The sequence below is a fragment of the Shimia sp. NS0008-38b genome (assembly GCF_040370365.1).
Classification (GTDB): Bacteria; Pseudomonadota; Alphaproteobacteria; order Rhodobacterales; family Rhodobacteraceae; genus Shimia.
Window position 1 is genome coordinate 665,194 of record NZ_BAABWQ010000004.1, and the last position, 20,736, is coordinate 685,929.

Consider the following 20,736-nt stretch of genomic DNA (forward strand, 5'->3'; position numbering starts at 1 on the left):
AAGCAGTTGGATCGCCTAACCAAGCCGCGGGGAGCGAGGGGTGTAGGTGCGGTTTGAACAGAGCGATTTGCCCAACTGCTTGCCGTTTCAACATAGCGATCAAGCCAATCCTTTGGCAAGCGCAACATACATTTAATTTCGACTGGTATTGGGATTTTGTTCTAAAATTTCAAAATCAACCGATACATTATACCAAAAGCACCAATCCATTGGATGCCGCAGCGTCAATCATACCTAAAATCGCTGACCACGCAGTCAGAATATTCTGCACATGCAAAGTAGTTTTTGCTGCATCGCAACACATGTGCGTTCACATGACCTTCGCACTTCCCGTGCTTTCGCTCTTGCATAAGAACAAAAAGAGACCAAAATCAGGGGAACGCGATCTGAACCGCAATTGGAAGACCTGATGAGTGACGCTGCCAACGCCCCAATGATGCACAGCCCCGGTGCCGGTGCCAAACGCCGCCCCAAATTGGAAGGCGGGCGGCGCATTGTGATGCACACGGATTTTGAGCCTGCAGGGGATCAGCCGACCGCCATTGCAGAACTGACCAGTGGCATCAACGACGGCGACCGCAATCAGGTCCTGCTTGGCGCAACCGGCACGGGCAAAACGTTCACCATGGCCAAAGTGATCGAAGAAACCCAACGCCCGGCGATCATTTTGGCCCCCAACAAAACCCTTGCCGCACAGCTCTACGGTGAGATGAAAGGTTTCTTTCCGGAGAACTCCGTTGAGTACTTCGTCAGTTTCTACGACTACTACCAACCCGAAGCTTATGTGGCGCGTTCTGACACCTTCATTGAGAAAGAGAGCCAGATCAACGAGCAGATCGACCGCATGCGCCACTCGGCGACGCGCGCCTTGTTGGAACGCGATGATGTGATCATCGTCGCCTCTGTGTCCTGCATCTACGGCATCGGCTCGGTGGAAACCTATTCCGCCATGACGCTCGACCTCAAAGCGGGGGGCGAATACGACCAACGCCAAGTCATCAACGATCTGGTGGCGCAACAATACCGCCGCAACGACGCCTCCTTTCAGCGTGGCTCTTTCCGGGTGCGTGGCGACAGCCTTGAAATCTTCCCCGCCCACCTGGAAGACCGCGCCTGGAAGCTCTCCTTCTTTGGGGAGGAGCTGGAAAGCATCACCGAGTTTGATCCCCTGACGGGTGAGAAGACCGACACATTTGAGCAGGTCCGCGTCTATGCGAACTCCCACTATGTGACGCCCAAACCCACGCTCAACCAAGCCATTATCAACATCAAACAGGAGCTGCGTCAGCGGCTCAATCAGCTGGTGGACGAAGGCAAGCTGCTGGAGGCGCAACGGCTGGAGCAGCGCACCAATTTTGACGTTGAGATGATGGAGGCCCAAGGCTTCTGCAACGGGATTGAGAACTATTCGCGCTACCTCACCGGCCGCGCGCCGGGGGAACCGCCCCCCACTCTGTTTGAATTCATCCCCGACAACGCCATTGTGTTTGCCGATGAGAGCCACGTCTCGGTGCCGCAGATCGGCGGCATGTACCGCGGCGACTATCGGCGCAAATTCACACTGGCCGAACATGGCTTCCGCCTGCCGTCCTGCATGGACAACCGCCCACTGAAGTTTGAGGAATGGGACGCCATGCGTCCGCAATCGGTGTTTGTCTCCGCCACCCCCTCCGCGTGGGAAATCGAACAGGCCGGCGGTGTGTTTGCCGAACAGGTGATCCGCCCCACGGGCTTGCTGGAGCCGCAACTGGAAATCCGCCCTGTCGAGATGCAAGTAGATGATCTGCTGGATGAGGTGCGCAAAGTCACGGCGGATGGCTTCCGCACGCTGGTGACCACGCTGACCAAACGCATGGCCGAAGACCTCACCGAGTACCTGCACGAACAGGGCATCAAAGTGCGCTATATGCACAGTGACATCGACACGCTGGAGCGCATCGAAATCCTGCGTGACCTGCGCCTTGGGGCCTTTGACGTGCTGATCGGCATCAACCTGCTGCGCGAGGGGCTCGATATTCCCGAATGTGGCCTTGTCGCCATTCTGGACGCGGACAAAGAGGGCTTTCTGCGCTCTGAAACCTCGCTGGTGCAAACCATTGGCCGTGCCGCGCGCAACGCCGAGGGCCGCGTGATCATGTATGCCGACAGGATTACAGGCTCCATGGAACGCGCCATGGGCGAAACCGAGCGCCGCCGCGCCAAACAGATCGCCTATAACGAAGAACACGGCATCACGCCACAGACCGTCAAAAAGAACGTCGAGGATGTGCTCTCTGGCCTCTACAAAGGCGACACAGATCAGAGCCGCGTCACCGCCAAAATCGACAACCCGCTGCACGGCGGCAATCTGGAGGCGGTGCTGGACGGGTTGCGCACCGACATGCGCAAAGCCGCAGAGAACCTAGAGTTTGAGGAAGCCGCGCGCCTACGCGATGAGGTCAAACGTCTGGAGGCGGTGGATCTCGCGGTCGCTGACGATCCGATGGCGCGGCAATATGCGATCAAGGCGGCGGGAGAGAAAGCCACCAAGAGCAAAGGCCGATCGATGGCGGGCCGAGCTGGGCAACGCGGTGGGAATGTGAAACGGCGGGGGCGGTAGCCCGTAGGGTGCGCATTCACTGCGCACCGCCACGCGCACAACAGAGGGCCAGCGCCGGACCGGGGGCCGGCGCATCTAACACTCCAAGTTGGCACTTTATGTTCGCCACGTGTCTCCCGCCCTATCCAGCGGTCGCGCCCCTCGCAAAAGCGCCGGCCCAATGGGCCGGTCCGGCGCTGGCCCGGCGGCGCAGAGCGCCTTGTTCCGGGCTGAAACAACGAAAGAGAATTTGAAATGATGTCCCTGAACTTTGGACAAGACTCGCCACGAGATCACTATGATCAGTTGGTCACAGCTATTGACAGGCTCCGAAAGGAGCCGCAGGAAGCCAGCTTAGGGCAACAGGCGGCAATATGCGTCTGGTCGTTGTGCGATTGGGTGTCTAAACATCCGTCGGTAGTTGGCCAATTCGCCAACGAGAAAAAAGCTTCGCGAAGCGTTATAGATGACGCAAAACAAGACTGTCCTGAACTTGTTCTATTGCGGGCAGTAGCCAATGCAAAAAAACACAGAACGCTGAACGACAAGCATCCCAAAATATCCAAAACGGAAATAAACGGCGGCTTCTCAAGGGCCTTCTCGAATGGCTTCAAACAGGCTGGCCTCTACGTCGAAGATGATCAAGGGCAAAGATACCTACTGGACGACCTGCTTGAAGCGGCAAGGAAGTATTGGGATCAAAAGCTTACAAGTTTGGGGCTGTGAATGCCACAAACGCCGCGCCCGACCTCGGGAGGAAGCGAACGCGCCCTCCCGTGGGGGGCGGTCGGGCGCGGCATGATGCTCTGCATCATGCGTTTGTGAAACGCACCATCTCGACGCAGACCAACGCTATGGCTACGCTCGCCCCCATGCGCATCGCCCTCCTCCTCACCCTCCTCACCTCCCCCGCCGCCGCTTGGGAAGCCACCACCGACAACATCTGCACCCTTACCCATGAAACCGCAGACGCTCACATCCACCTCACCTACGACCCAAGCAAACCGCTCTACACCCTCGCGATCACGCAGACATCCGCGCCATGGCAGCCCACCCCATGGTTCGCCATGCGCTTCATCGGCCCCAATGAAATCATCATCTCCACACCGCAACACGCGCTGACCAACAACGGCCATACCTTAAACGTCGCCGACAGCGGGTTTGACAATGTGCTCGACGGGCTGCAATTCAACACCATGGCCCTAGCTTTTACCGAAGCCAAAACCGTGACCATCCCCCTCAAGGGCGCAGCCCCAGAGGTGCAAAAGTTCCGCGACTGTACAGCCGCCTATCTGTACTGACCCCAAATTCGTTGACCTGACTGGACGCGACCGCTACCGTCAGAGGAATTAATTTATGTGTTTTGATTTCTCATGGCCAACAGCTCTGTACTAACATCCGTTTCCATCTACGGTGCATCGATCATCGCGGGTTTTGCGGTTTTGTTCTTTGTTTTCTGCGGCATTTTTGTCCTGCTGCATATTGCAGGCATTAGGACGTTACCGGAGGACACGCGCAAACAACTCTTTGCCGTCTTTTTGGTCTCAACGCTGGCATCAACCGCCGGTGTGGTCGCGCTGGTATTCAATGAGAACACATTAAGCCCTCTCCTGGAGCAATTGGATGTCGCGGAGAAACAACGCAACAGTGCCGTGGCCGCGCTAGAAGACACAAGCCGCGTCACCGAAGCTGCGGGCAGCGCGGTGCCGGGTAGTCCCTTCAGCGATCAGCGATCTGTGGTCTTTCTCCATGTCGTTGGAGACAGTCGCAAGGCTGAGGCCTCCAGAATGGGCAATGAACTCACCGCACAGGGCGTAATCGTTCCCGGCATCGAGAACGTGTCCATTGCGGTGAGTTCTGACCAAGTGCGCTACTTTCATAAGTCCGCAAAACAAACCGCCGAGCAGATTGCGCAAGAGGTTGGCATCGCATCCGACGGAGTGCGGTTTGTCAATGGATTTCAACAGCGTGTTGGTCCGGAACACTTTGAGATTTGGCTGAAGCCCTAGCTAAATTGCTGAGGCCTCAAAAATCAAAGATGTCATCCAAAAAGCTGCTCATTTTCTTCTTTTTGCGTGGCTTGCCGTCGTAACGCCGGTCGTGGTCGCGGCCGTACTCTCGATCATAGTCGCGCCCCTCATAACCACGCTGCGGCTCCGCCTGTGGTGGCGGTGGCGGCGCATAGGCGCTCGCACGCTCGATGATTTTGTCCAGCTCACCGCGATCCAGCCAAACCCCGCGACATGTCGGACAATAGTCAATCTCCACCCCGTTGCGATCGGCAATCACCAACGTTGCTCCATCCACTGGACATTTCATCAAGCGTTCTCCTCGTTTGCTTCTCCTCTCAGATAGGACCGGCAAACGAATTGTCATCCGTACAATTGGGGAGCTTGACCGATGTTATCGCTATCAGTACCGTTTGATCATGCCTTTACACACACTTGATCACGCCAATATTGGCACCCAGAACCTCGACGTCATGATCCGCTTCTATGAGCAGGTTCTTGGCATGACCAACGGACCGCGTCCGGATTTCGGTTTCCCCGGTGCGTGGATGTATCTCGGCGACACAGCGGTTGTGCATCTGGTGGGCTCCGACAAACCGTTGGTTTCTGGCGGGGGTGACATTGCCTTGGAACATGCCGCGTTTGGCGCCACTGACATGCCGGGGTTTCTCGCGACACTCAAGGCGCATGACGTGGACTTCTACCTTGGCTTCCCGCCCGGGTTTCCCATCGTTCAGGTCAACATTTTTGATCCAGACGGCAATCATCTGCACGTGGATTTTCACAGCGATGAAGTGCCCGAAGATCTCAAACCTGCGCCCAAAGGTTAACCGCTCGACACCCGCACAGGCACCGACGCAATACCGACGTGATACAGCCGCAATGCAGACGTCGGTTTTTCAGGCGACGTGCACGGCGTTAACCGCTTATTGTAGCAGCGCCTTAGACGCCAAAATGGCTTCCGCAATCGGCTCAAAATAGCGTGTTTCTGACGGAGAGCCCCCCCGCATCACCGCCGCCGCTTTGTCCACGGCATCAAAGTAGAGCGCCGTTGCCTGCGGTATAGAGGCGTCGGTCAGCGCCTTGATCCGCCCGCCATTGACCCGCACCCTGCTGATGTTGTCATCGGTGTTGGCGCGTACATAGGAGTAGAGCCCGCGGTTCACACGGGTCAACGCCACCTCAGCCTCCCAATAGACCGAAGCCTTTGAAATCACACGTACAGTTTGGCTGTAAGTCTGGCGGAGACAATCGATGCGGAACACAACATCCACCGTGGCGCATTGCTCAACACCATAGGTGAACGTGTCCACTGTGCGCTTGGTCTGTTGATCAGAGAAGCCGAAGTCATCTTCAGCCACCACTGGGTGTGCCAGCATCACAGCCACCCCGACCAGCGCTCCGCGCAACAGCTTGAACATACCCATCATTTTGCCTCTCTGACCGAGCCTACCGGGTCACATGTACCGCACAGGTGGCATGACGTACAACCTGTGACGCTGTGCTGCCCAAAACAATATCTTGAACTCCTGGACGATGGGACGCCATCACAATGCAATCCACCCCCTCCCGCGCCGCCCACTTCACCAGACTGCGCCCTGCGCTGCCTTCTAGAACCACGCCGCGCGCGTTGGGCAAATCCGCGCCCATGGCTTCCAAACTTGCGACGATGGCTGTTTGCGCTTCGCGCTGAAACCCTTCAGGCACATAGTTGATCACATAGTTTGGCACACTTGCCATGACATGTAGCAGACTGACCTGACCGTCATCCGCAATCAGACGCCCTGCAATTGCAACAGCCTCTGACGGGTCGTGATCTTCGTCAAAGGCCACAGGAACCAAGATATGTTTGTACATTTTGTCTCCTCCACCAAACGCGCGTGCTTCCAAAATAGCTTATGGTCAATCAAAGGCCATCACAACGTCATACATGACGGGCTCAAAGCTGCGACACAGCTGATGAATTTTGCGGTTACGCTCCCGCATCTCTTCGGTCCGAAGCATAGCCTGAAAATCTTCCCGCCGGCGCCACTGTGAGTAGTTGGCGATCCGGGTTTGCGCGTCATTCACATGGAGCCCTGCGGCAATAAAGCCCGGCTGCTTCGAAATAAAACCCTCATAGGCATCGGTCAAAGCATCCATCAAGTCCTGACAGGTGCCCGGCGTCATTTCAAATGTTGTGATGACGGTTTGAAGGTCCGCTTCCTTTGAAATCTTAGGCATAGTTCCTCCTGCTTTTGAGATAGCTTAGACCAGCCAAACCAAAGTTGACCACAGATTTTCCCATGCTCAATGGTGACACCATTTTGTGATCCGCACTGGAGATTGCATCACCGCGCCATCTGCCGCATATTGGCGGCAGGTTACAGCCGCACAGTAATGATGGAAAATCCACGACTGTCGGTGAAGATATGAGGCAGTCATGACCAAGTTTCTAAGCGCGCTGCTGATAGCGGCGATTTTTGTTCCATTGACCCCGCAGTTTGCTGATGCAAGCACGATGCGGCGGGCGTGCTTGCGCTCTGACCGTGACGGCGCAACTCGCTCCATGTGTCGCTGCATTCAGAAAGTGGCCAATCAATCACTGTCTGGTGCAGATCAACGGCTGGCAGCAAGCTTTATCAAAGAACCCCATAAAGCGCAGGAAATCCGGCAGTCGGACCGTCGCAGTCACGAGATTTTTTGGAAACGGTACAAATCCTTCGGGGAAAACGTAACCGCAAACTGCAAACACCTGCGCTGATCCACGTCACCCGACGCTAGCACGCTTTTCCTGATATGGTGAAATGCCTCTGCGCAATTCGGCACTGATCGCATGTCCCTCCATTCCTTCATACCGAGAAATCGTCGAGGTGGCCTGCACCAGATCAGGCACAGCTTCGCCCGTAACCCTCTGCCATGTGACGGTTTTCAAGAACTTGTGAACTGAGAGCCCACCGGTGTAGCGGGCGGCCCGATCGGTGGGAAGCACGTGATTGGGTCCCGCCGCCTTGTCGCCAAAGCTCACACAGGTTTGTGCGCCCAAGAACAGTGAACCATAGCTGCGCAGCCGGTCTTGCCACCACTCAAGATCCGCGGCCTGCACATGCAAATGCTCCGGCGCGTAGGCATCCGCACAACCGGCCATTTCTTCCCGATCCGCACACAGCACAATCTCCCCTCGCTCGTCCCACGCCGTTGTTGCCGCCGCACGATTGAGCTGTGGAAGCGTCTCCAAACATCTCGGAACCAAAGCCATCACGGCTTCCGCCATTGAGCGTTCATCCGTCACCAACCACACCGGAGAATTGCCGCCATGCTCCGCTTGGCTCACAAGATCCCAAGCCACCAACTCTGGATCGGCAGTTGCATCCGCCAGAACCAAAACGTCTGTTGGCCCTGCAAACATATCAATGCCGACCTCGCCAAAAAGCTGACGTTTGGCCTCAGCCACGTATTGGTTGCCCGGCCCCACCAAAATATCAGCCTTCCCAGCACCAAAATGCCCTTCTGCCATGGCGGCCACCGCCTGCACACCGCCCAAGGCCAACGCTCGGTCCGCCCCCGCCAACCACATCGCGTATAAGATCGGCGCGGGAATGCCTGCACCGGGACGTGGGGGGGAACAAGCCGTCACATTGTGCACTCCAGCCACGCGCGCGGTTGTGATGCTCATCAAGGCGCTTGCAATATGGCTGTAACGTCCGCCAGGCACATAACAGCCGGCCGCATCCAACGGAATGGCACGTTGCCCCGCGGTTAATCCGGGGCGCAGCTCAATTTCAAATTCGTTCAGACTGGCCTTTTGCGCCTCCGCAAACCGGCGAATATTTTCATACGCGTACTTCATCGCGTCTCGCAGATCAGTGGGCACATATTGCTCGGATTGTGCCATTTGATCACGTGATACGACGATCTCGCCTTCCCAACGGTCTAAGCGCACGGCGTAGTCGCGCACCGCAGCCTCTCCACCCAGTTTGATCTCAGCCAACATGTCGGCAACCGTCGCGCGTGCATCTATGTGCCCGGCCTCAGCGATATGTGCACCTGCGCGTTTCAAATATGTGAGGGGCATCGAGGTCTCCTGAGTAAAATATCCGTAAAAGGTCGGCGTATCACCGCCATTCTTTCCTTGACCGAACCGGGCACACTATTCACAAAAGACAAATCTACCGGAGATCGGAAATGTTGAACAAAGGTATCACGCTGCGCGGTTTGGAAGTGTTTGAGGCGATTGCCGCCACCGGAGCGGTCGCACAGGCTGCGGAAAGCACGGGGTTGTCGCAACCCGCCGTATCGCAGCAGATTCGCAATCTGGAGCGCGCGGTTGGTGCCGACCTTTTGGATCATAGCAAGCGGCCAATGCAGCTCACGCCAGCAGGGCGCGCCTACCTTGCCCGCGCCAGCGCGGTCCTGTCGCAACTGCGGCTGGCGCAATCGGAACTCACTGTGATGGACCTGACCCACCTCACACAATTGTCTTTGGGTATCATCGATGATTTCGACAATGATCTGACCCCGCGCCTCGTGACCACATTGGCAGAATCCATGACCCGATGCCGGTTCCGCTTGGTGACCGCCCCCAGTCACGAGATCACTGAAGCCATCCGGGATCACGATCTGCATTTGGCGATCACTGCCAGTTCGGGAGAGGTGATCGATGGGATCACCGAGTACCCTTTGATGCGCGACCCGTTTGTGCTTGTTGCCCCTACCGGACAGGTGCCTGCGCAGGGTGATGCAATCGCCGCCCTTCAGGATCTGCCGATGCTGCGCTATGGTCAGGAACAACTGATAGGACGCCAAATTGAGGCCCATTTGAAACGCTGCAAACTCGATATCCCGCAGCGTTTCGAAATTGGATCCAACCCCTCGCTGATTGCGATGGTGTCGCGCGGGATTGGCTGGGCTATCACCACGCCACTTGGTTATTTGCGTGCTGCACGCTTTCATGAACAGGTTGAGGCCCACCCGCTGCCGTTTGCCCCTTTTAGCCGGACGATCTCGCTTTTGGCGAGCGGCGACTGGGCCGACACCGTGCCCCGAGATGTCGCGCAAACCATGCGCAACCTTTTGCGCAGCCATATGGTGACACCAGCTGTAACCAAGCTCCCTTGGTTGGAGCGCGAGTTTCGCGTTTTGGACAATTAAGAGCTGCATCTGTGTACCGGTCAAAGGTTTTATTGACCGTGTCAGCCACCAAGCGTCTATGGCAAGCGCGCCCTGTCATGCTTTGAGAACACCACGTTGCATCTTTCGTTTTTTGAAATTTAGAGGCTCACGATGCCTGCATTTGAAGCGAAGTGGTCAGCGCGCGTGCGCAGATTTCAATCAAATCCAGAGCCCCCTCAAAATCGCGGGTGTAGTAGGGATCAGGCACCGCTTTGGCCCCGCTCTCGGGGGCGAATTCGGTGAATAGCCGCACAGGGGTCTCGCTTCCGGCGGGGCGCAAACGCTCAATGTCGGCAAGATTGTTGCTGTCCATGGCGACAATCAAATCAAACTGGTGAAAATCTGCGACGACAAACTGACGTGCTCTCAAGTCACCAAGCGCATACCCCCGCGCGCGTGCTGCGTGCTGCATCGGTTCATATGGTGGATCACCCACATGCCAGCCTCCGGTTCCTGCGCTGTCCACCTCTGTTGACTTGGTCAACGCACGAAACACACCCTCTGCGGCTGGGGAACGACAAATGTTGCCAAGACAGACGAACAAAACTCTCATGATGGCGCTTTCTGTTTGTTGTCACGATTGTGACGCTTGCCACCAACACGTCAAGCAGACTTGTGGCCCGGCGGGCTTCTTGCAAAAGTGGCAGCACACCAGATGACGCGATCCTACGCAAAAGGTACATCATGCGCACAAACATCGTCATTTTGACCGGCGCAGGAATCAGCGCGGAAAGTGGCCTTGGCACCTTCCGTGACGAAGGCGGCCTCTGGGCCCAACACGCTATTGAGGATGTGGCAACGCCCGAGGGATTTTCCCGCAACCCAACGCTGGTGCACAATTTCTACAACGCACGGCGTAAACAGGCCTCAGCCGCGCAGCCCAATGCGGCGCATTTGGCGCTGGCCAAGCTGGAACAAGAACTCAATGGCGACCTGATGATCGTGACGCAAAACGTCGATGCGCTTCATGAAAAAGCTGGAAGCCGCAACGTGCTGCATATGCACGGCGCGTTGGAGCGCGCCTTATGCAATGAATGCGGACACAGGTGGGAGGCCCCAACTGAGATGTGGCCGGATGATCCCTGCCCGCGCTGTGGTGCGCTGGCAACACGGCCTGATGTGGTGTGGTTTGGGGAGATCCCCTATGGGATGAAAGCAATATCCGACGCGCTTGCCTCAGCTGACGTTTTTGCCGCGATCGGCACCTCTGGTGAAGTCTACCCGGCCGCCAATTTTGTTGCTGAAGCTGACGGCCTCGGGGCACATACCGTGGAACTCAACTTGGCACCCTCCTCTGGAGCGGCGCGCTTTGGTAAAGTGGTTATTGGGGCAGCCTCCGAGACTGTGCCCGCTTGGGTGAACCACGAACTGACCCGCAACCGCGCCTAGGGCCACAGTCCGACAGAACATTTGCACAATAAAGGCCACCGATGTCGGTGGCCTTTATGCGTTTTGTCACAGGCCTTTGGCCGGCCAGGTCGGGCGTGAGGTCAAACGCCGTTTCCAGACCTTAGTCAGAATGACCGCTGTGATCTGAATGGTCGTCATGGCCGGAATGATCACCGTGCTTCATCTGGCCATGATCTGGTTTGCGCTCCAGATCCACAGGCACCTCGAGGGTAACGTCACCCGCGTTTTCAAAGGTCAGGGTCACGGTCACCACATCACCATGTTCCAAACCGCGCATGAGCCCCATGAACATCACGTGATCACCACCACGTGCCAACCCATGCATGCCACCAGCCGGGACCACAAAGCCGTCTTCAACGTGGATCATTTGCATATTGCCATTTGTGTCTTCTTTGTGGGTATGCAACTCGGTGCGCTTGGCAACATCAGAGCTCACAGACACCAGTCGGTCGTCTTCTGTGCCCGTGTTCTCAATGATCATGAAGGCCGCGCCCGACTTGGATATTTTGGTGGCCACCCTCGCATAAGCGTCGTTCACAGAGATGGTGCCGTCAGCAATCGCAGGCAATGCGAGGGCCACAGCGGCAACCGCTGCAAGGGAAAGTGATTTGAAGGACATAATGCTCTCCTGTCCGTAACTGTGTCTCATTGGTTGGTTCAAAGAATAGACACACCGACGGGCGGCGCCCGCGCGCTGGAGAGCACCAGTCGAATCACATTTGGAAAGCGCCCTGCTTCAACACCGATTGATCGGGCTGCTCCATCAATGGCAAAAGTAGATTCCGGCGCCATCTCCACCCAATTGAGCAGCGACAGGCTGACATCGGGACATAGATGTGGCGCACCGGTTGGATTGCCTTCGGCGTCGACCGGCACCATCACAGCACTTTGACCGATACAATACTCCGCATAGCCCGCTGCGCCGGGCATGCCGCGCGCAATGGCCAAACTGTGTCCGGTCAGGACAAGCACAGCCACCAGAAGCAGCGTTACATATGTGCGCAAAATCAACATCACAGGGGCATATAGACACGCCCGAAACGCATTGTGAAGCGTGACAAAAAGAAACAGCCTCGCAGGGATGCGAGGCTGTTCAATAAAATCAGAAAGATCCGTAAGATCAGGCGGTTGCGGCCTGTGCTTTGGCGATCTCTTTTTTCAGCTTCAGAGCGCTGTCAGACAGCTCAGTGTCTTTGGCTTTCGCCATGAACGCGTCCAGACCACCACGGTGATCCACAGTGCGCAGCGCTGCTGCAGAGATGCGCAGTTTGAAACCACGACCCAGAACCTCAGACTGCAGAGTCACATCATTCAGGTTTGGCAGAAACCGACGACGGGTGCGGTTTTTTGCGTGGCTTACGTTGTTGCCCGTCATCGGGCCTTTTCCGGTCAATTCGCAACGGCGCGACATGGGCTTATCCTCGTTTTTCGGTCCACGGGGACATAGACCCCGTCAAAGCAGATGGGCGCCGCCTAGGCTGCGCCCGGAAATTCGTTTGGCGTCATTAGGCCCATTTGGCAGGGGCGTCAAGTGATTCAGACCGCGATAATTGTAATTTGCGGATCACTGCGGACATCAACAGAGCACCGTATCCGACAGGCTGTTGCGGTTCCAAGAGATGACCATACCTTGATCACGCCGGGCATAGATATCTGGAAGGAAATTTTCGAAGTTGCCAATCTCTTCGATGCTATGTCGCACCCAAGCGTAATTTCTGTCTTCGTTGTATAACCATGGCACGATCCACCGGTTCACCAACGGCTTCAAAATACCGTTCTCCACGCCCACGGTTAACTTGTTTTTGACTTCTGCTCCGTCCGGCCCGTCCACAAACACAAACTCCACGTCCGCAACAGTGATGCCGCGACGGCTTGCGCGCAGCGCAAATTTTTTCTTATCGCGCTGTGTCACTTCGAGACGCTCGTTGGTCGAATGTTGCGGGTTTCGACCGTAGGCTTCCACAAGCGTGATAAAATCCCCCGGCGACAAAGGGCCATCCTTGTCCTTTTTTTCGCTTCTCAGGGAAATGTGATCTAACGGGTGACTAACCAAATACGCTGGATACATTTGTTCATCAATCACCAGCTTCAAATCGGCATATACCCCATACCACCAACTCAACATGTCCGTAGTGACATCCCGAACTGGGGCATGTTCGACTTCAAACAGAGTGCGGCCATCAGGTAAGAGCGTGACCTTCGAGAACCCGTCGTCGAGTCTTCTTAGTTCCCATCCAAAGTCTCTCACTTCTGGCAAATTCATCCGATGTTTCCTTGCTCTTTCGCTCGACCTCTCCAGCGTCAAATCATACCCAAAATTCTTATATATCTATTTCCATCCTGCAAATTCGGCGTCGATAACGCAAGAAAACCCTTACGAATTAGCCACATAAAATGCGGCATGCACTTTGCATGGGGCCAGTGCGGCTCTCGTATTTTGCCTCAAGGGGCCGGTAAATTCTTGATTTGAATGATCGCGCCCTCGGCACGTTTGGCGTACAGGTCCGGTAGAAACATATCCAGGTTACCAACCTCTTCTACATTATGTTGCATCCACGCTTCGCTTCTCGATGTGTCAAAAAAAACCGACACGATCCAGTTGTTCACCAAAGACCTGAAGGGGCCACGTTCAGCACCGATCCAAAGTCGTGTCACCACATCCGTACCGGTGTCGGCTGCCTGAAAATCGTACCTTAGCGCTGCAACCAAAATACCCAACCTGTGAATGGAAACAGCATACACTGAGCTATCACATTGCGACACGGTTACGTGCTCAGTTCCACGGTACCGGGGAATACAGGCAAAGGCCTCCTCAATGACAAAACGGTCCCCGGGTTTTTGCGGTGCTTCGCGTTGTGGATCAGATGGGGTGATCGCAATATGATCGCGCAGATGCCAAAGCAAGAATGCCTGAAACGTCGCATCTTCATGGGTCACTTTCTGAAACGGGTAGACGCTGAACCACCAAGCCAACATGTCAGGTGTCACATGCTTGAGTGTGTTGTGACGCACTTCCAATTCCACCCGCCCATCGGGCAATTGAACAAAGGACGTATGGGCGTGCTTTAAAAGCCGCTGCGGCCAGTCAAAAAGCCGTGGGGTCGGCATGTCAGTCGCGCGTTTTCCTCGCATAGGCATATGATCTTGGCCTCCGTCTGAGACCGCTCAAAGGTGTCTCATCCGACTTCGCTGCCAAAATCATGCGCCAGCTACGACATTTGCGCAAGCATCTGCTGTGCGGCCTGCGAAGGCGTCATACGGCCGGATGCGACTTCCGCATCCAATGCTGCCAAGCTGTCTCTGGCAGACGGGTGATTGAGTTGCGCCAGCAATCCCTGACGCACTTCTTCATGAAACCAAAACTGTGCCTGCCCCGCGCGACGCGACGCCCAGTGCCCCTCTTCTTTGCGCCAAGCGATCAGTGCCGACATTTCGGCCCACGCACCTGCAAGCCCGTCCTCTTCCAAAGCGGATACTGTCATCGCTTTCGGAAACCCCTCAGGGTCTTGCGGTCGTTTGCGCAACAGGCGCAACGCACCAGCATAGTCGGCGCAGGTCCGCATGGCCGTGGATTTCAACGCGCCATCTGCCTTATTCACAAGGATTATGTCCGCCATCTCCATGATCCCGCGCTTGACACCCTGAAGTTCATCCCCTCCAGCCGGAGCCAGCAGCAACAGAAACAGGTCCGACATCTCGGCGACCACGGTTTCTGATTGCCCGACCCCCACGGTCTCAATCAAAACCACATCGAAGCCCGCTGCTTCGCACAGCGCCACCGCCTCACGCGTGCGCCGCGCGACGCCGCCCAAATGTGTCTGGCTAGGCGAAGGTCTAATAAACGCGTTTTTGTCACGGCTTAGGCGTTCCATGCGGGTTTTGTCGCCCAAAATGGAGCCACCACTGCGTGCAGACGAAGGATCAACGGCCAAAACCGCCACTTTGAGCCCCAATCCGGTCAGCATCATGCCAAAACTCTCAATGAACGTGGACTTCCCCACGCCGGGTGTGCCGGACAGACCAACCCTAAGCGCATGCTTTCCCGATTCGCGCAGACTTTCCAAAAGCGCGCTGGCCTGCTGACGGTGGTCTTCACGGCCACTTTCCACCAACGTAATCGCGCGCGCCAAAGCGCGGCGCTCTTGTTTCAGTATTCTGTCACGCAAATCTGCGATATCCATGGCCAGCACCTGTGCCCTTTGTTTGGAAGACTTCATGCCGCGCTCCGCCCCGTCTTGTCCAGCCCAGCCGCCAATACTGCGGGTTGGATTGACCGTTCTGCTGCTCTGTGCCGCATCTTTTTGGTCTGTGCCAACACAGGCCGAAGAGCAAAACCAGCTTTGGTCAGTCCATGCCTTTGGCCTCAAAGTTGGCGAGCTGCACCTTTCAGCCACGCAAACCGCTAATAGTTACTCTGGCACCAGCAACTTCAAAACAACTGGTCTGGCAGGAGTGCTGCGCCGCGTCCGCTTTACCATTTCCGGGGCAGGTGTACTGCGCCAAGGTACGATGCAACCGCGCACCTACGATGGCGCAATCGATACAGGCAAACGAGTGTCACAAACCAGCCTGCGGCGGCAAAATGGCGTGCTCGTGAAAACCCAAGGCGCACAAGACCCCGAAGTGCCGATCCCAGCCGCGGCCACCAAAGGCGCATTTGACCCGCTCAGCATGATGTGGCTGACACTGCGTGATCAATCAGAAACGTCCCTGTGCCAAATCACCCAGACCCAATTTGACGGCACACGCCTTGTGCGGATCACGTTAAGAACCCGCCACAATGACGCCGATTTGGTCACCTGCTCAGGCAAATATGACCGGATTGGCGGGTACTCCGCCGAAGAGCTGGCCGAGCTCAAGACCTCTCCCCTGTCGATCACCTACCGCAAAGAGGGCGCGGTCTGGCGCGCCCAAGAGGTGCGCCTGACGTCGCGCCACGGCAAGGCCAAGGTTATCAGACAACAGTGAGGCTGGACGCCGCTGGCGCGCTGGCCGATAACACGGCCATGACGCACTTGCCCATTCACGACGCGCTCGCCCCTTTGCTAAGCGCGCTTAAAGTCCACAACCGCGCTGTTTTGCAGGCACCGCCAGGCGCTGGTAAAACCACTGTTGTGCCGCTGGCAATGCTAGAGGCCAACCTCACCCAAGACCGCATTTTAATGTTGGAGCCGCGCCGTCTTGCGGCCCGTGCTGCGGCAGAACGCATGGCGCAGACCCTTGGCGAGAAGACGGGCGAGACAGTGGGCTACCGCGTACGCGGCGACAGCAAAACCTCCAAGGCCACCCGGATCGAGGTGGTCACCGAAGGCATACTCACCCGCATGATCCAATCGGATGCGGAACTGTCAGGCATCGGTGCGGTGATCTTTGACGAATTTCATGAACGTTCGTTAAACGCTGATCTTGGCCTCGCTTTATGTTTGGAAATCAGCGACGCACTCCGCGAAGACTTAATCCTTGTAGCCATGTCCGCCACGCTGGATGCAGAGCCTGTGGCCAAACTCATGGGGGATGCGCCGGTCATCACATCTCAAGGCCGCACCTTTCCCGTTGAGACCCGCTGGCTTGATGCACCTCTTCCCAAAAAAACGCGGCTGGAAGAAGCCACTGCGCGCTTGATCACCCAAGCCGTCAATGAGACCGAAGGCAGCCTTCTGGTCTTTCTGCCGGGAGAAGGCGAAATTCGGCGCACCCAATCCCTGCTGAAACTACCGCCTGACTGCACGATACATCCCCTTTTCGGAGCCATGCCCTTCAAAGATCAACAAGCCGCCATCCGTCCTGCTGAGACGGGGCGCAAAGTTGTGCTCGCCACCTCCATTGCGGAGACCTCGCTCACCATTCAGGACGTGCGCGTGGTGGTGGATGCGGGCCGTGCGCGGCGGGCGCGATTTGATCCCGGCTCTGGCATGTCGCGCCTTGTCACCGAACGCGTCACCCGCGCAGAAGCCACGCAGCGACAGGGCCGCGCGGGCCGCGTTGCGGAAGGTATCTGTTACCGGCTGTGGACCAAAGGTGAAGAAGGCGGACTGCTACCCTACCCCCCTGCAGAGATTGAGGCCGCAGACCTCACCGGATTGGCGCTTGAGCTCGCTTTGTGGGGCGCCGCTCCTGCTGATCTGGCGCTGCTCACCCCCCCAAACCCGGGCAGCTTTGCAGAGGCGCAGAGCGTGTTGCAGATGCTTGGCGCATTAGGAGCGGACAACCGTATCACACCGCATGGCAAAGCGATTGCCAAGGTGCCGCTGCACCCGCGTCTGGCGCATATGCTCACGGTAGCAGGCCCGCAAGCCGCGCCTATGGCCGCGCTCTTGGCAGCGCGTGATCCCCTGACACGCGGTGCGCCGGTGGATTTGTCTTTGCGGCTTGAGGCGCTGAACGATCTGAAAACCTTCACCGATCGCCGTCCATACGGAGTCAATCGCGGTGCACTTCACATCCTGCGGGATGAAGCCAAACGGCTCAAACGGGCCACCACCGGCCAAGACCGCGCGCAGCGCAGCGCAGCAGAGCTTGCCGCCCTCGCCTACCCGGATCGTATAGGGCTGCACCGCAAAGGCGATGCCCCGCGCTTTGTCTTGTCAGGCGGCAAAGGTGTGGTGATGGAGGACAGTGACCCAATGGCCTCTGCTCGGCTCATCGTGGTGACCGACACCGATGGCAACCCACGTGAAGCGCGCATCCGGCAGGCCATCCAAATTTCAGAGGCGCAAGTCCGCGACCTCTTCCCCGATCAGATTGTCTGGCAAGACCAATGTGTCTGGTCCAAACGCGAGCGCCGTGTGGTGATGCGACGCAAAGAGATGTTTGGCGCGGTCACGTTAGACGACCGCATCTGGAAAGACGCCACACAGGAGGCCATCGCCGCCGCCATGCTGGAGGGTGTGCGCGATCTTGGCTTTACGTTCTCTGCCGCAGCACATCGATTTGTTGCGCGTGTCGAGTTGATCCGCACTGCGGGACATGACCTGCCCGACATGACACCCGAGGCATTGATGTCTACAATCGAAACCTGGCTTTTGCCGCATCTCAAAGGGGTAAAAACCGCCGAGCATTGGAAAAAGTTCGAACTGCTGGATGCCCTGCGCGCACGGCTAGATTGGTCCCAAATGCAGTTGGTGGATCGCCTTGCCCCTGCCCACTTCACCACACCTTTGGATCGCAAAATTCCCATCGACTATGCAGGTGAGCATCCGGAAATTTCTTTGCGCCTACAGGAGCTCTTTGGCCAGACAACCCATCCGATGGTGGGCAACACACCTCTGCGCGTCACCCTGTTGTCACCCGGTCACAAACCTGTGCAAACCACACTGGATATCCCCGGCTTCTGGGCAAGCTCCTACGCGGACGTTCGCAAAGACATGCGGGGCCGCTACCCCAAGCATCCTTGGCCAGACGATCCCACCCAGGTTGACCCGACCCTACGCGCAAAACGTCGACAAAAATAACGTATTTTCAAGCACGTCTTGTATTTCCCCACAAGACAATGTATATACAATGTCACGACAAAATAACATGCCGTTATAGCAAACAAAAAGAAACGACCTGAGCAGCCCAATGACCAATGCCTTCAAAGTTGCGTTTGAAAACGTGCTTGTGCCTCTTTGGCGCCGGCCGCGCCGCATTCAAGTCGCTGCGCTGTGCACCCGTGGCACCGGCGATACACGGCAGGTGCTGTTGGTCACATCCCGTGACACCGGGCGTTGGGTTCTGCCCAAAGGTTGGCCGATTGCCGGCCTAGATGCCGCCGGCGCTGCGCTGCAGGAAGCGTGGGAGGAAGCGGGCGTAAAAAAGGCAAACGTCAACGAACAACCCCTTGGCACATACGCATACGACAAACGTTTGGATGGCGGGCTGGAAATCGGTGTGGATGTCACTGTGTTTGAAACACAGGTGGAGACCTTGACCGACGTGTATCCTGAGGCCAGCGCACGTACGCGAAAATGGGTTGCTCCCAAAGAAGCGGCCGCAATGGTGCATGAGCCGCAGCTGCAGGACATGCTGCGCGCTTTGTGATACTTTTGTAACGGATTTATGACATCTCCATTGCGACAAAGGCGCATTGGGGCTATGGCCGTGCAAACAACGCTGGAAGATCAACCATGCCCGCGCCAAACGCTGGAAAAAAATGGTCCACTCTGGACCGCGACCTGAACCGCATTTCACACCTTGAATCCGCAACGCTGTATGTCTCACGCCCCATGGTGGGTTTGGGAATCGCGCTGGCCTTCATTGTTGTGGCAGGTGTCCTTGCAGGCCTGCTGACAGGTGCTCAATCCAACACGATGATCATCATCGCAGCGGCAGGGTTTGGCGCCTATATGGCGATCAACATTGGCGCAAACGATGTGGCCAACAACATGGGTCCGGCGGTGGGGGCAAATGCGCTCACAATGGGCGGTGCGATTGTCATTGCGGCCTTCTTTGAAAGTGCGGGCGCACTTTTGGCGGGCGGGGATGTGGTCTCGACGATCTCCAAGGGTATTATTGATCCATCTGGCATTGGCAGCTCTGCTATTTTCATTTGGGCCATGATGGCCGCTCTGATTTCCGCAGCCCTTTGGGTGAACATTGCGACATGGGTCGGTGCGCCGGTTTCCACAACTCATTCTGTGGTGGGGGGCGTCATGGGCGCTGGTATCGCTGCCGCTGGATTTGCCGCCGTGAATTGGCCAACAATGGCCAAAATCGCCGCCTCTTGGGTGATCTCCCCGGTCTTGGGTGGCGTGATTGCAGCCGCTTTCTTGGCGTTTATCAAAACCAAAATCATCTATCAGGACGACAAAATTGCGGCCGCGCGCAGATGGGTCCCGGTTCTGATCGGCATCATGGCTGCCGCGTTTGCCTCTTATCTGGCGCTCAAAGGTCTCAAACGCATCGTGAAGATCGACATCCAGACCGCCTTGTTGATTGGTGTCGCGGTGGGTGGCGTGTTCTACGTAGTCTCAGCCCCGCTCATCCGCCGTCAATCCGAAGGCCTAGAGAACCGCAACAAATCGCTAAAAATTCTGTTCGGCATCCCGTTGGTGTTCTCCGCCGCTCTTCTGTCGTTTGCCCACGGCGCAAACGACGTGGCCAATGCCGTTGGCCCTCTGGCAGCCATTGTGCATGCCGCCGAGTTTGGCGACATCGCCGCCAAGGTCTCCATCCCAAGTTGGGTCATGATCATTGGCGCTTTCGGCATTTCCTTTGGCCTGTTCCTTTTTGGCCCCAAACTGATCCGTATGGTCGGTGAACAGATCACCAAGCTGAACCCGATGCGCGCCTATTGTGTGGCGCTCTCTGCGGCATTGACCGTGATTGTGGCCTCATGGCTTGGCCTGCCGGTCAGCTCCACCCATATCGCGGTTGGCGGAATATTTGGTGTGGGCTTCTACCGGGAATGGGACGCAGAGCGCCGTCGCCGCAAAACCACCGTGCAGAGCGCGCCAGAAAAACCAATGGCAACAGAAGAACGTCGTCGCCGCAAACTGGTGCGCCGCAGCCATTTCATGACCATTGTCGCGGCTTGGATCATCACTGTACCCGCAGCGGCGGCTATGTCAGCAATGATCTTTTTTCTGCTCAGCGGCTTGGCCAACTGAT

The 20,736-nt window shown here is 56.8% G+C and carries 24 protein-coding genes; 12 read left to right on the forward strand and 12 right to left on the reverse strand.

Features of this window, described 5'->3' with window-relative positions; genetic code table 11:
* Positions 1 to 409: 409 nt before the first annotated feature.
* From uvrB to ABWV47_RS19990, 4 genes are all read left to right on the forward strand, one after another.
* Entirely contained in the window at positions 410 to 2,599 is a 2,190-nt protein-coding gene (uvrB, locus tag ABWV47_RS19975) for an excinuclease ABC subunit UvrB (protein ID WP_502959725.1), read from the forward strand.
* Positions 2,600 to 2,833: 234 nt separating this feature from the next.
* A complete protein-coding gene (locus ABWV47_RS19980; RefSeq protein WP_353315097.1) occupies positions 2,834 to 3,304 on the forward strand; it encodes a hypothetical protein in 471 nt (156 codons plus the stop codon).
* Positions 3,305 to 3,432: 128 nt separating this feature from the next.
* Entirely contained in the window at positions 3,433 to 3,879 is a 447-nt protein-coding gene (locus ABWV47_RS19985; protein WP_353315099.1) for a hypothetical protein, read from the forward strand.
* Positions 3,880 to 3,951: 72 nt separating this feature from the next.
* The gene (locus ABWV47_RS19990; RefSeq protein WP_353315100.1) at positions 3,952 to 4,587 is read left to right on the forward strand and encodes a hypothetical protein; all 636 of its coding nucleotides are present in this window, start codon (positions 3,952 to 3,954) and stop codon (positions 4,585 to 4,587) included.
* Positions 4,588 to 4,603: 16 nt separating this feature from the next.
* Here ABWV47_RS19990 and ABWV47_RS19995 read toward each other — a convergent pair whose 3' ends face one another.
* Positions 4,604 to 4,897, reverse strand: a complete 294-nt coding sequence (locus tag ABWV47_RS19995) for a TFIIB-type zinc ribbon-containing protein (RefSeq protein WP_353315102.1) — start codon at positions 4,895 to 4,897, stop codon at positions 4,604 to 4,606.
* A gap of 109 nt (positions 4,898 to 5,006) precedes the next feature.
* Between ABWV47_RS19995 and ABWV47_RS20000 the strand changes: the two genes are divergently transcribed.
* Positions 5,007 to 5,417: a VOC family protein gene (locus tag ABWV47_RS20000; protein ID WP_353315103.1), complete on the forward strand. Its 411-nt coding sequence runs from the start codon at positions 5,007 to 5,009 to the stop codon at positions 5,415 to 5,417.
* Between the two features lie 96 nt (positions 5,418 to 5,513).
* On the opposite strand, the gene ABWV47_RS20005 is transcribed toward ABWV47_RS20000, so the two are convergent.
* Genes ABWV47_RS20005 through ABWV47_RS20015 form a run of 3 tightly spaced genes read right to left on the reverse strand, consistent with a single transcriptional unit; the run spans position 5,514 to position 6,810 of the window.
* Positions 5,514 to 6,014 (reverse strand): hypothetical protein, encoded by a 501-nt coding sequence (locus ABWV47_RS20005; RefSeq protein WP_353315105.1) that lies wholly within the window; start codon positions 6,012 to 6,014, stop codon positions 5,514 to 5,516.
* A 22-nt stretch (positions 6,015 to 6,036) separates the two neighbouring features.
* Positions 6,037 to 6,444, reverse strand: a complete 408-nt coding sequence (locus ABWV47_RS20010) for a universal stress protein (RefSeq protein ID WP_353315106.1) — start codon at positions 6,442 to 6,444, stop codon at positions 6,037 to 6,039.
* Between the two features lie 45 nt (positions 6,445 to 6,489).
* The gene (locus tag ABWV47_RS20015; RefSeq protein WP_353315108.1) at positions 6,490 to 6,810 is read right to left on the reverse strand and encodes an antibiotic biosynthesis monooxygenase family protein; all 321 of its coding nucleotides are present in this window, start codon (positions 6,808 to 6,810) and stop codon (positions 6,490 to 6,492) included.
* 199 nt (positions 6,811 to 7,009) lie between these two features.
* Here ABWV47_RS20015 and ABWV47_RS20020 point away from each other — a divergent pair, with 199 nt between their 5' ends.
* Complete coding sequence (locus ABWV47_RS20020; RefSeq protein ID WP_353315109.1) at positions 7,010 to 7,330, forward strand: hypothetical protein; 321 nt, start codon at positions 7,010 to 7,012, stop codon at positions 7,328 to 7,330.
* A gap of 6 nt (positions 7,331 to 7,336) precedes the next feature.
* Here the strand turns inward: ABWV47_RS20020 and hisD are convergent, their stop codons facing one another.
* Entirely contained in the window at positions 7,337 to 8,641 is a 1,305-nt protein-coding gene (gene hisD / locus ABWV47_RS20025; RefSeq protein WP_353315110.1) for a histidinol dehydrogenase, read from the reverse strand.
* A gap of 110 nt (positions 8,642 to 8,751) precedes the next feature.
* On the opposite strand from hisD, the gene ABWV47_RS20030 reads away from it, so the two are divergent.
* Positions 8,752 to 9,717, forward strand: a complete 966-nt coding sequence (locus tag ABWV47_RS20030) for a LysR family transcriptional regulator (protein ID WP_353315112.1) — start codon at positions 8,752 to 8,754, stop codon at positions 9,715 to 9,717.
* A 127-nt stretch (positions 9,718 to 9,844) separates the two neighbouring features.
* Here the strand turns inward: ABWV47_RS20030 and ABWV47_RS20035 are convergent, their stop codons facing one another.
* The gene (locus ABWV47_RS20035) at positions 9,845 to 10,291 is read right to left on the reverse strand and encodes a low molecular weight protein-tyrosine-phosphatase (protein WP_353315113.1); all 447 of its coding nucleotides are present in this window, start codon (positions 10,289 to 10,291) and stop codon (positions 9,845 to 9,847) included.
* A gap of 131 nt (positions 10,292 to 10,422) precedes the next feature.
* On the opposite strand from ABWV47_RS20035, the gene ABWV47_RS20040 reads away from it, so the two are divergent.
* Positions 10,423 to 11,127, forward strand: a complete 705-nt coding sequence (locus tag ABWV47_RS20040; protein ID WP_353315114.1) for an NAD-dependent deacylase — start codon at positions 10,423 to 10,425, stop codon at positions 11,125 to 11,127.
* A gap of 121 nt (positions 11,128 to 11,248) precedes the next feature.
* Here ABWV47_RS20040 and ABWV47_RS20045 read toward each other — a convergent pair whose 3' ends face one another.
* The 6 genes from ABWV47_RS20045 to meaB all read right to left on the reverse strand — a co-directional run bounded on the left by ABWV47_RS20045 (position 11,249) and on the right by meaB (position 15,329).
* The gene (locus ABWV47_RS20045; protein WP_353315116.1) at positions 11,249 to 11,767 is read right to left on the reverse strand and encodes a copper chaperone PCu(A)C; all 519 of its coding nucleotides are present in this window, start codon (positions 11,765 to 11,767) and stop codon (positions 11,249 to 11,251) included.
* Between the two features lie 38 nt (positions 11,768 to 11,805).
* Entirely contained in the window at positions 11,806 to 12,165 is a 360-nt protein-coding gene (locus tag ABWV47_RS20050; protein WP_353315117.1) for a hypothetical protein, read from the reverse strand.
* Positions 12,166 to 12,268: 103 nt separating this feature from the next.
* The gene (gene rpmB, locus ABWV47_RS20055) at positions 12,269 to 12,559 is read right to left on the reverse strand and encodes a 50S ribosomal protein L28 (RefSeq protein ID WP_353315118.1); all 291 of its coding nucleotides are present in this window, start codon (positions 12,557 to 12,559) and stop codon (positions 12,269 to 12,271) included.
* A gap of 165 nt (positions 12,560 to 12,724) precedes the next feature.
* Positions 12,725 to 13,411: a hypothetical protein gene (locus ABWV47_RS20060; protein WP_353315120.1), complete on the reverse strand. Its 687-nt coding sequence runs from the start codon at positions 13,409 to 13,411 to the stop codon at positions 12,725 to 12,727.
* A gap of 179 nt (positions 13,412 to 13,590) precedes the next feature.
* Entirely contained in the window at positions 13,591 to 14,256 is a 666-nt protein-coding gene (locus ABWV47_RS20065; protein ID WP_353315121.1) for a DAPG hydrolase family protein, read from the reverse strand.
* A 101-nt stretch (positions 14,257 to 14,357) separates the two neighbouring features.
* Positions 14,358 to 15,329, reverse strand: coding sequence for a methylmalonyl Co-A mutase-associated GTPase MeaB (gene meaB, locus ABWV47_RS20070; protein WP_353315243.1), 972 nt, complete (start codon positions 15,327 to 15,329; stop codon positions 14,358 to 14,360).
* Positions 15,330 to 15,363: 34 nt separating this feature from the next.
* Here meaB and ABWV47_RS20075 point away from each other — a divergent pair, with 34 nt between their 5' ends.
* The 4 genes from ABWV47_RS20075 to ABWV47_RS20090 all read left to right on the forward strand — a co-directional run bounded on the left by ABWV47_RS20075 (position 15,364) and on the right by ABWV47_RS20090 (position 20,735).
* The gene (locus tag ABWV47_RS20075) at positions 15,364 to 16,116 is read left to right on the forward strand and encodes a DUF3108 domain-containing protein (RefSeq protein WP_353315122.1); all 753 of its coding nucleotides are present in this window, start codon (positions 15,364 to 15,366) and stop codon (positions 16,114 to 16,116) included.
* A gap of 38 nt (positions 16,117 to 16,154) precedes the next feature.
* Positions 16,155 to 18,599 carry an ATP-dependent helicase HrpB gene (gene hrpB / locus ABWV47_RS20080; RefSeq protein WP_353315124.1) on the forward strand — a complete coding sequence of 815 codons (2,445 nt, stop codon included), beginning with the start codon at positions 16,155 to 16,157 and terminating at the stop codon, positions 18,597 to 18,599.
* Positions 18,600 to 18,708: 109 nt separating this feature from the next.
* Entirely contained in the window at positions 18,709 to 19,167 is a 459-nt protein-coding gene (locus tag ABWV47_RS20085; RefSeq protein ID WP_353315125.1) for an NUDIX hydrolase, read from the forward strand.
* Between the two features lie 86 nt (positions 19,168 to 19,253).
* A complete protein-coding gene (locus tag ABWV47_RS20090; protein ID WP_353315127.1) occupies positions 19,254 to 20,735 on the forward strand; it encodes an inorganic phosphate transporter in 1,482 nt (493 codons plus the stop codon).
* Position 20,736: the final 1 nt, after the last annotated feature.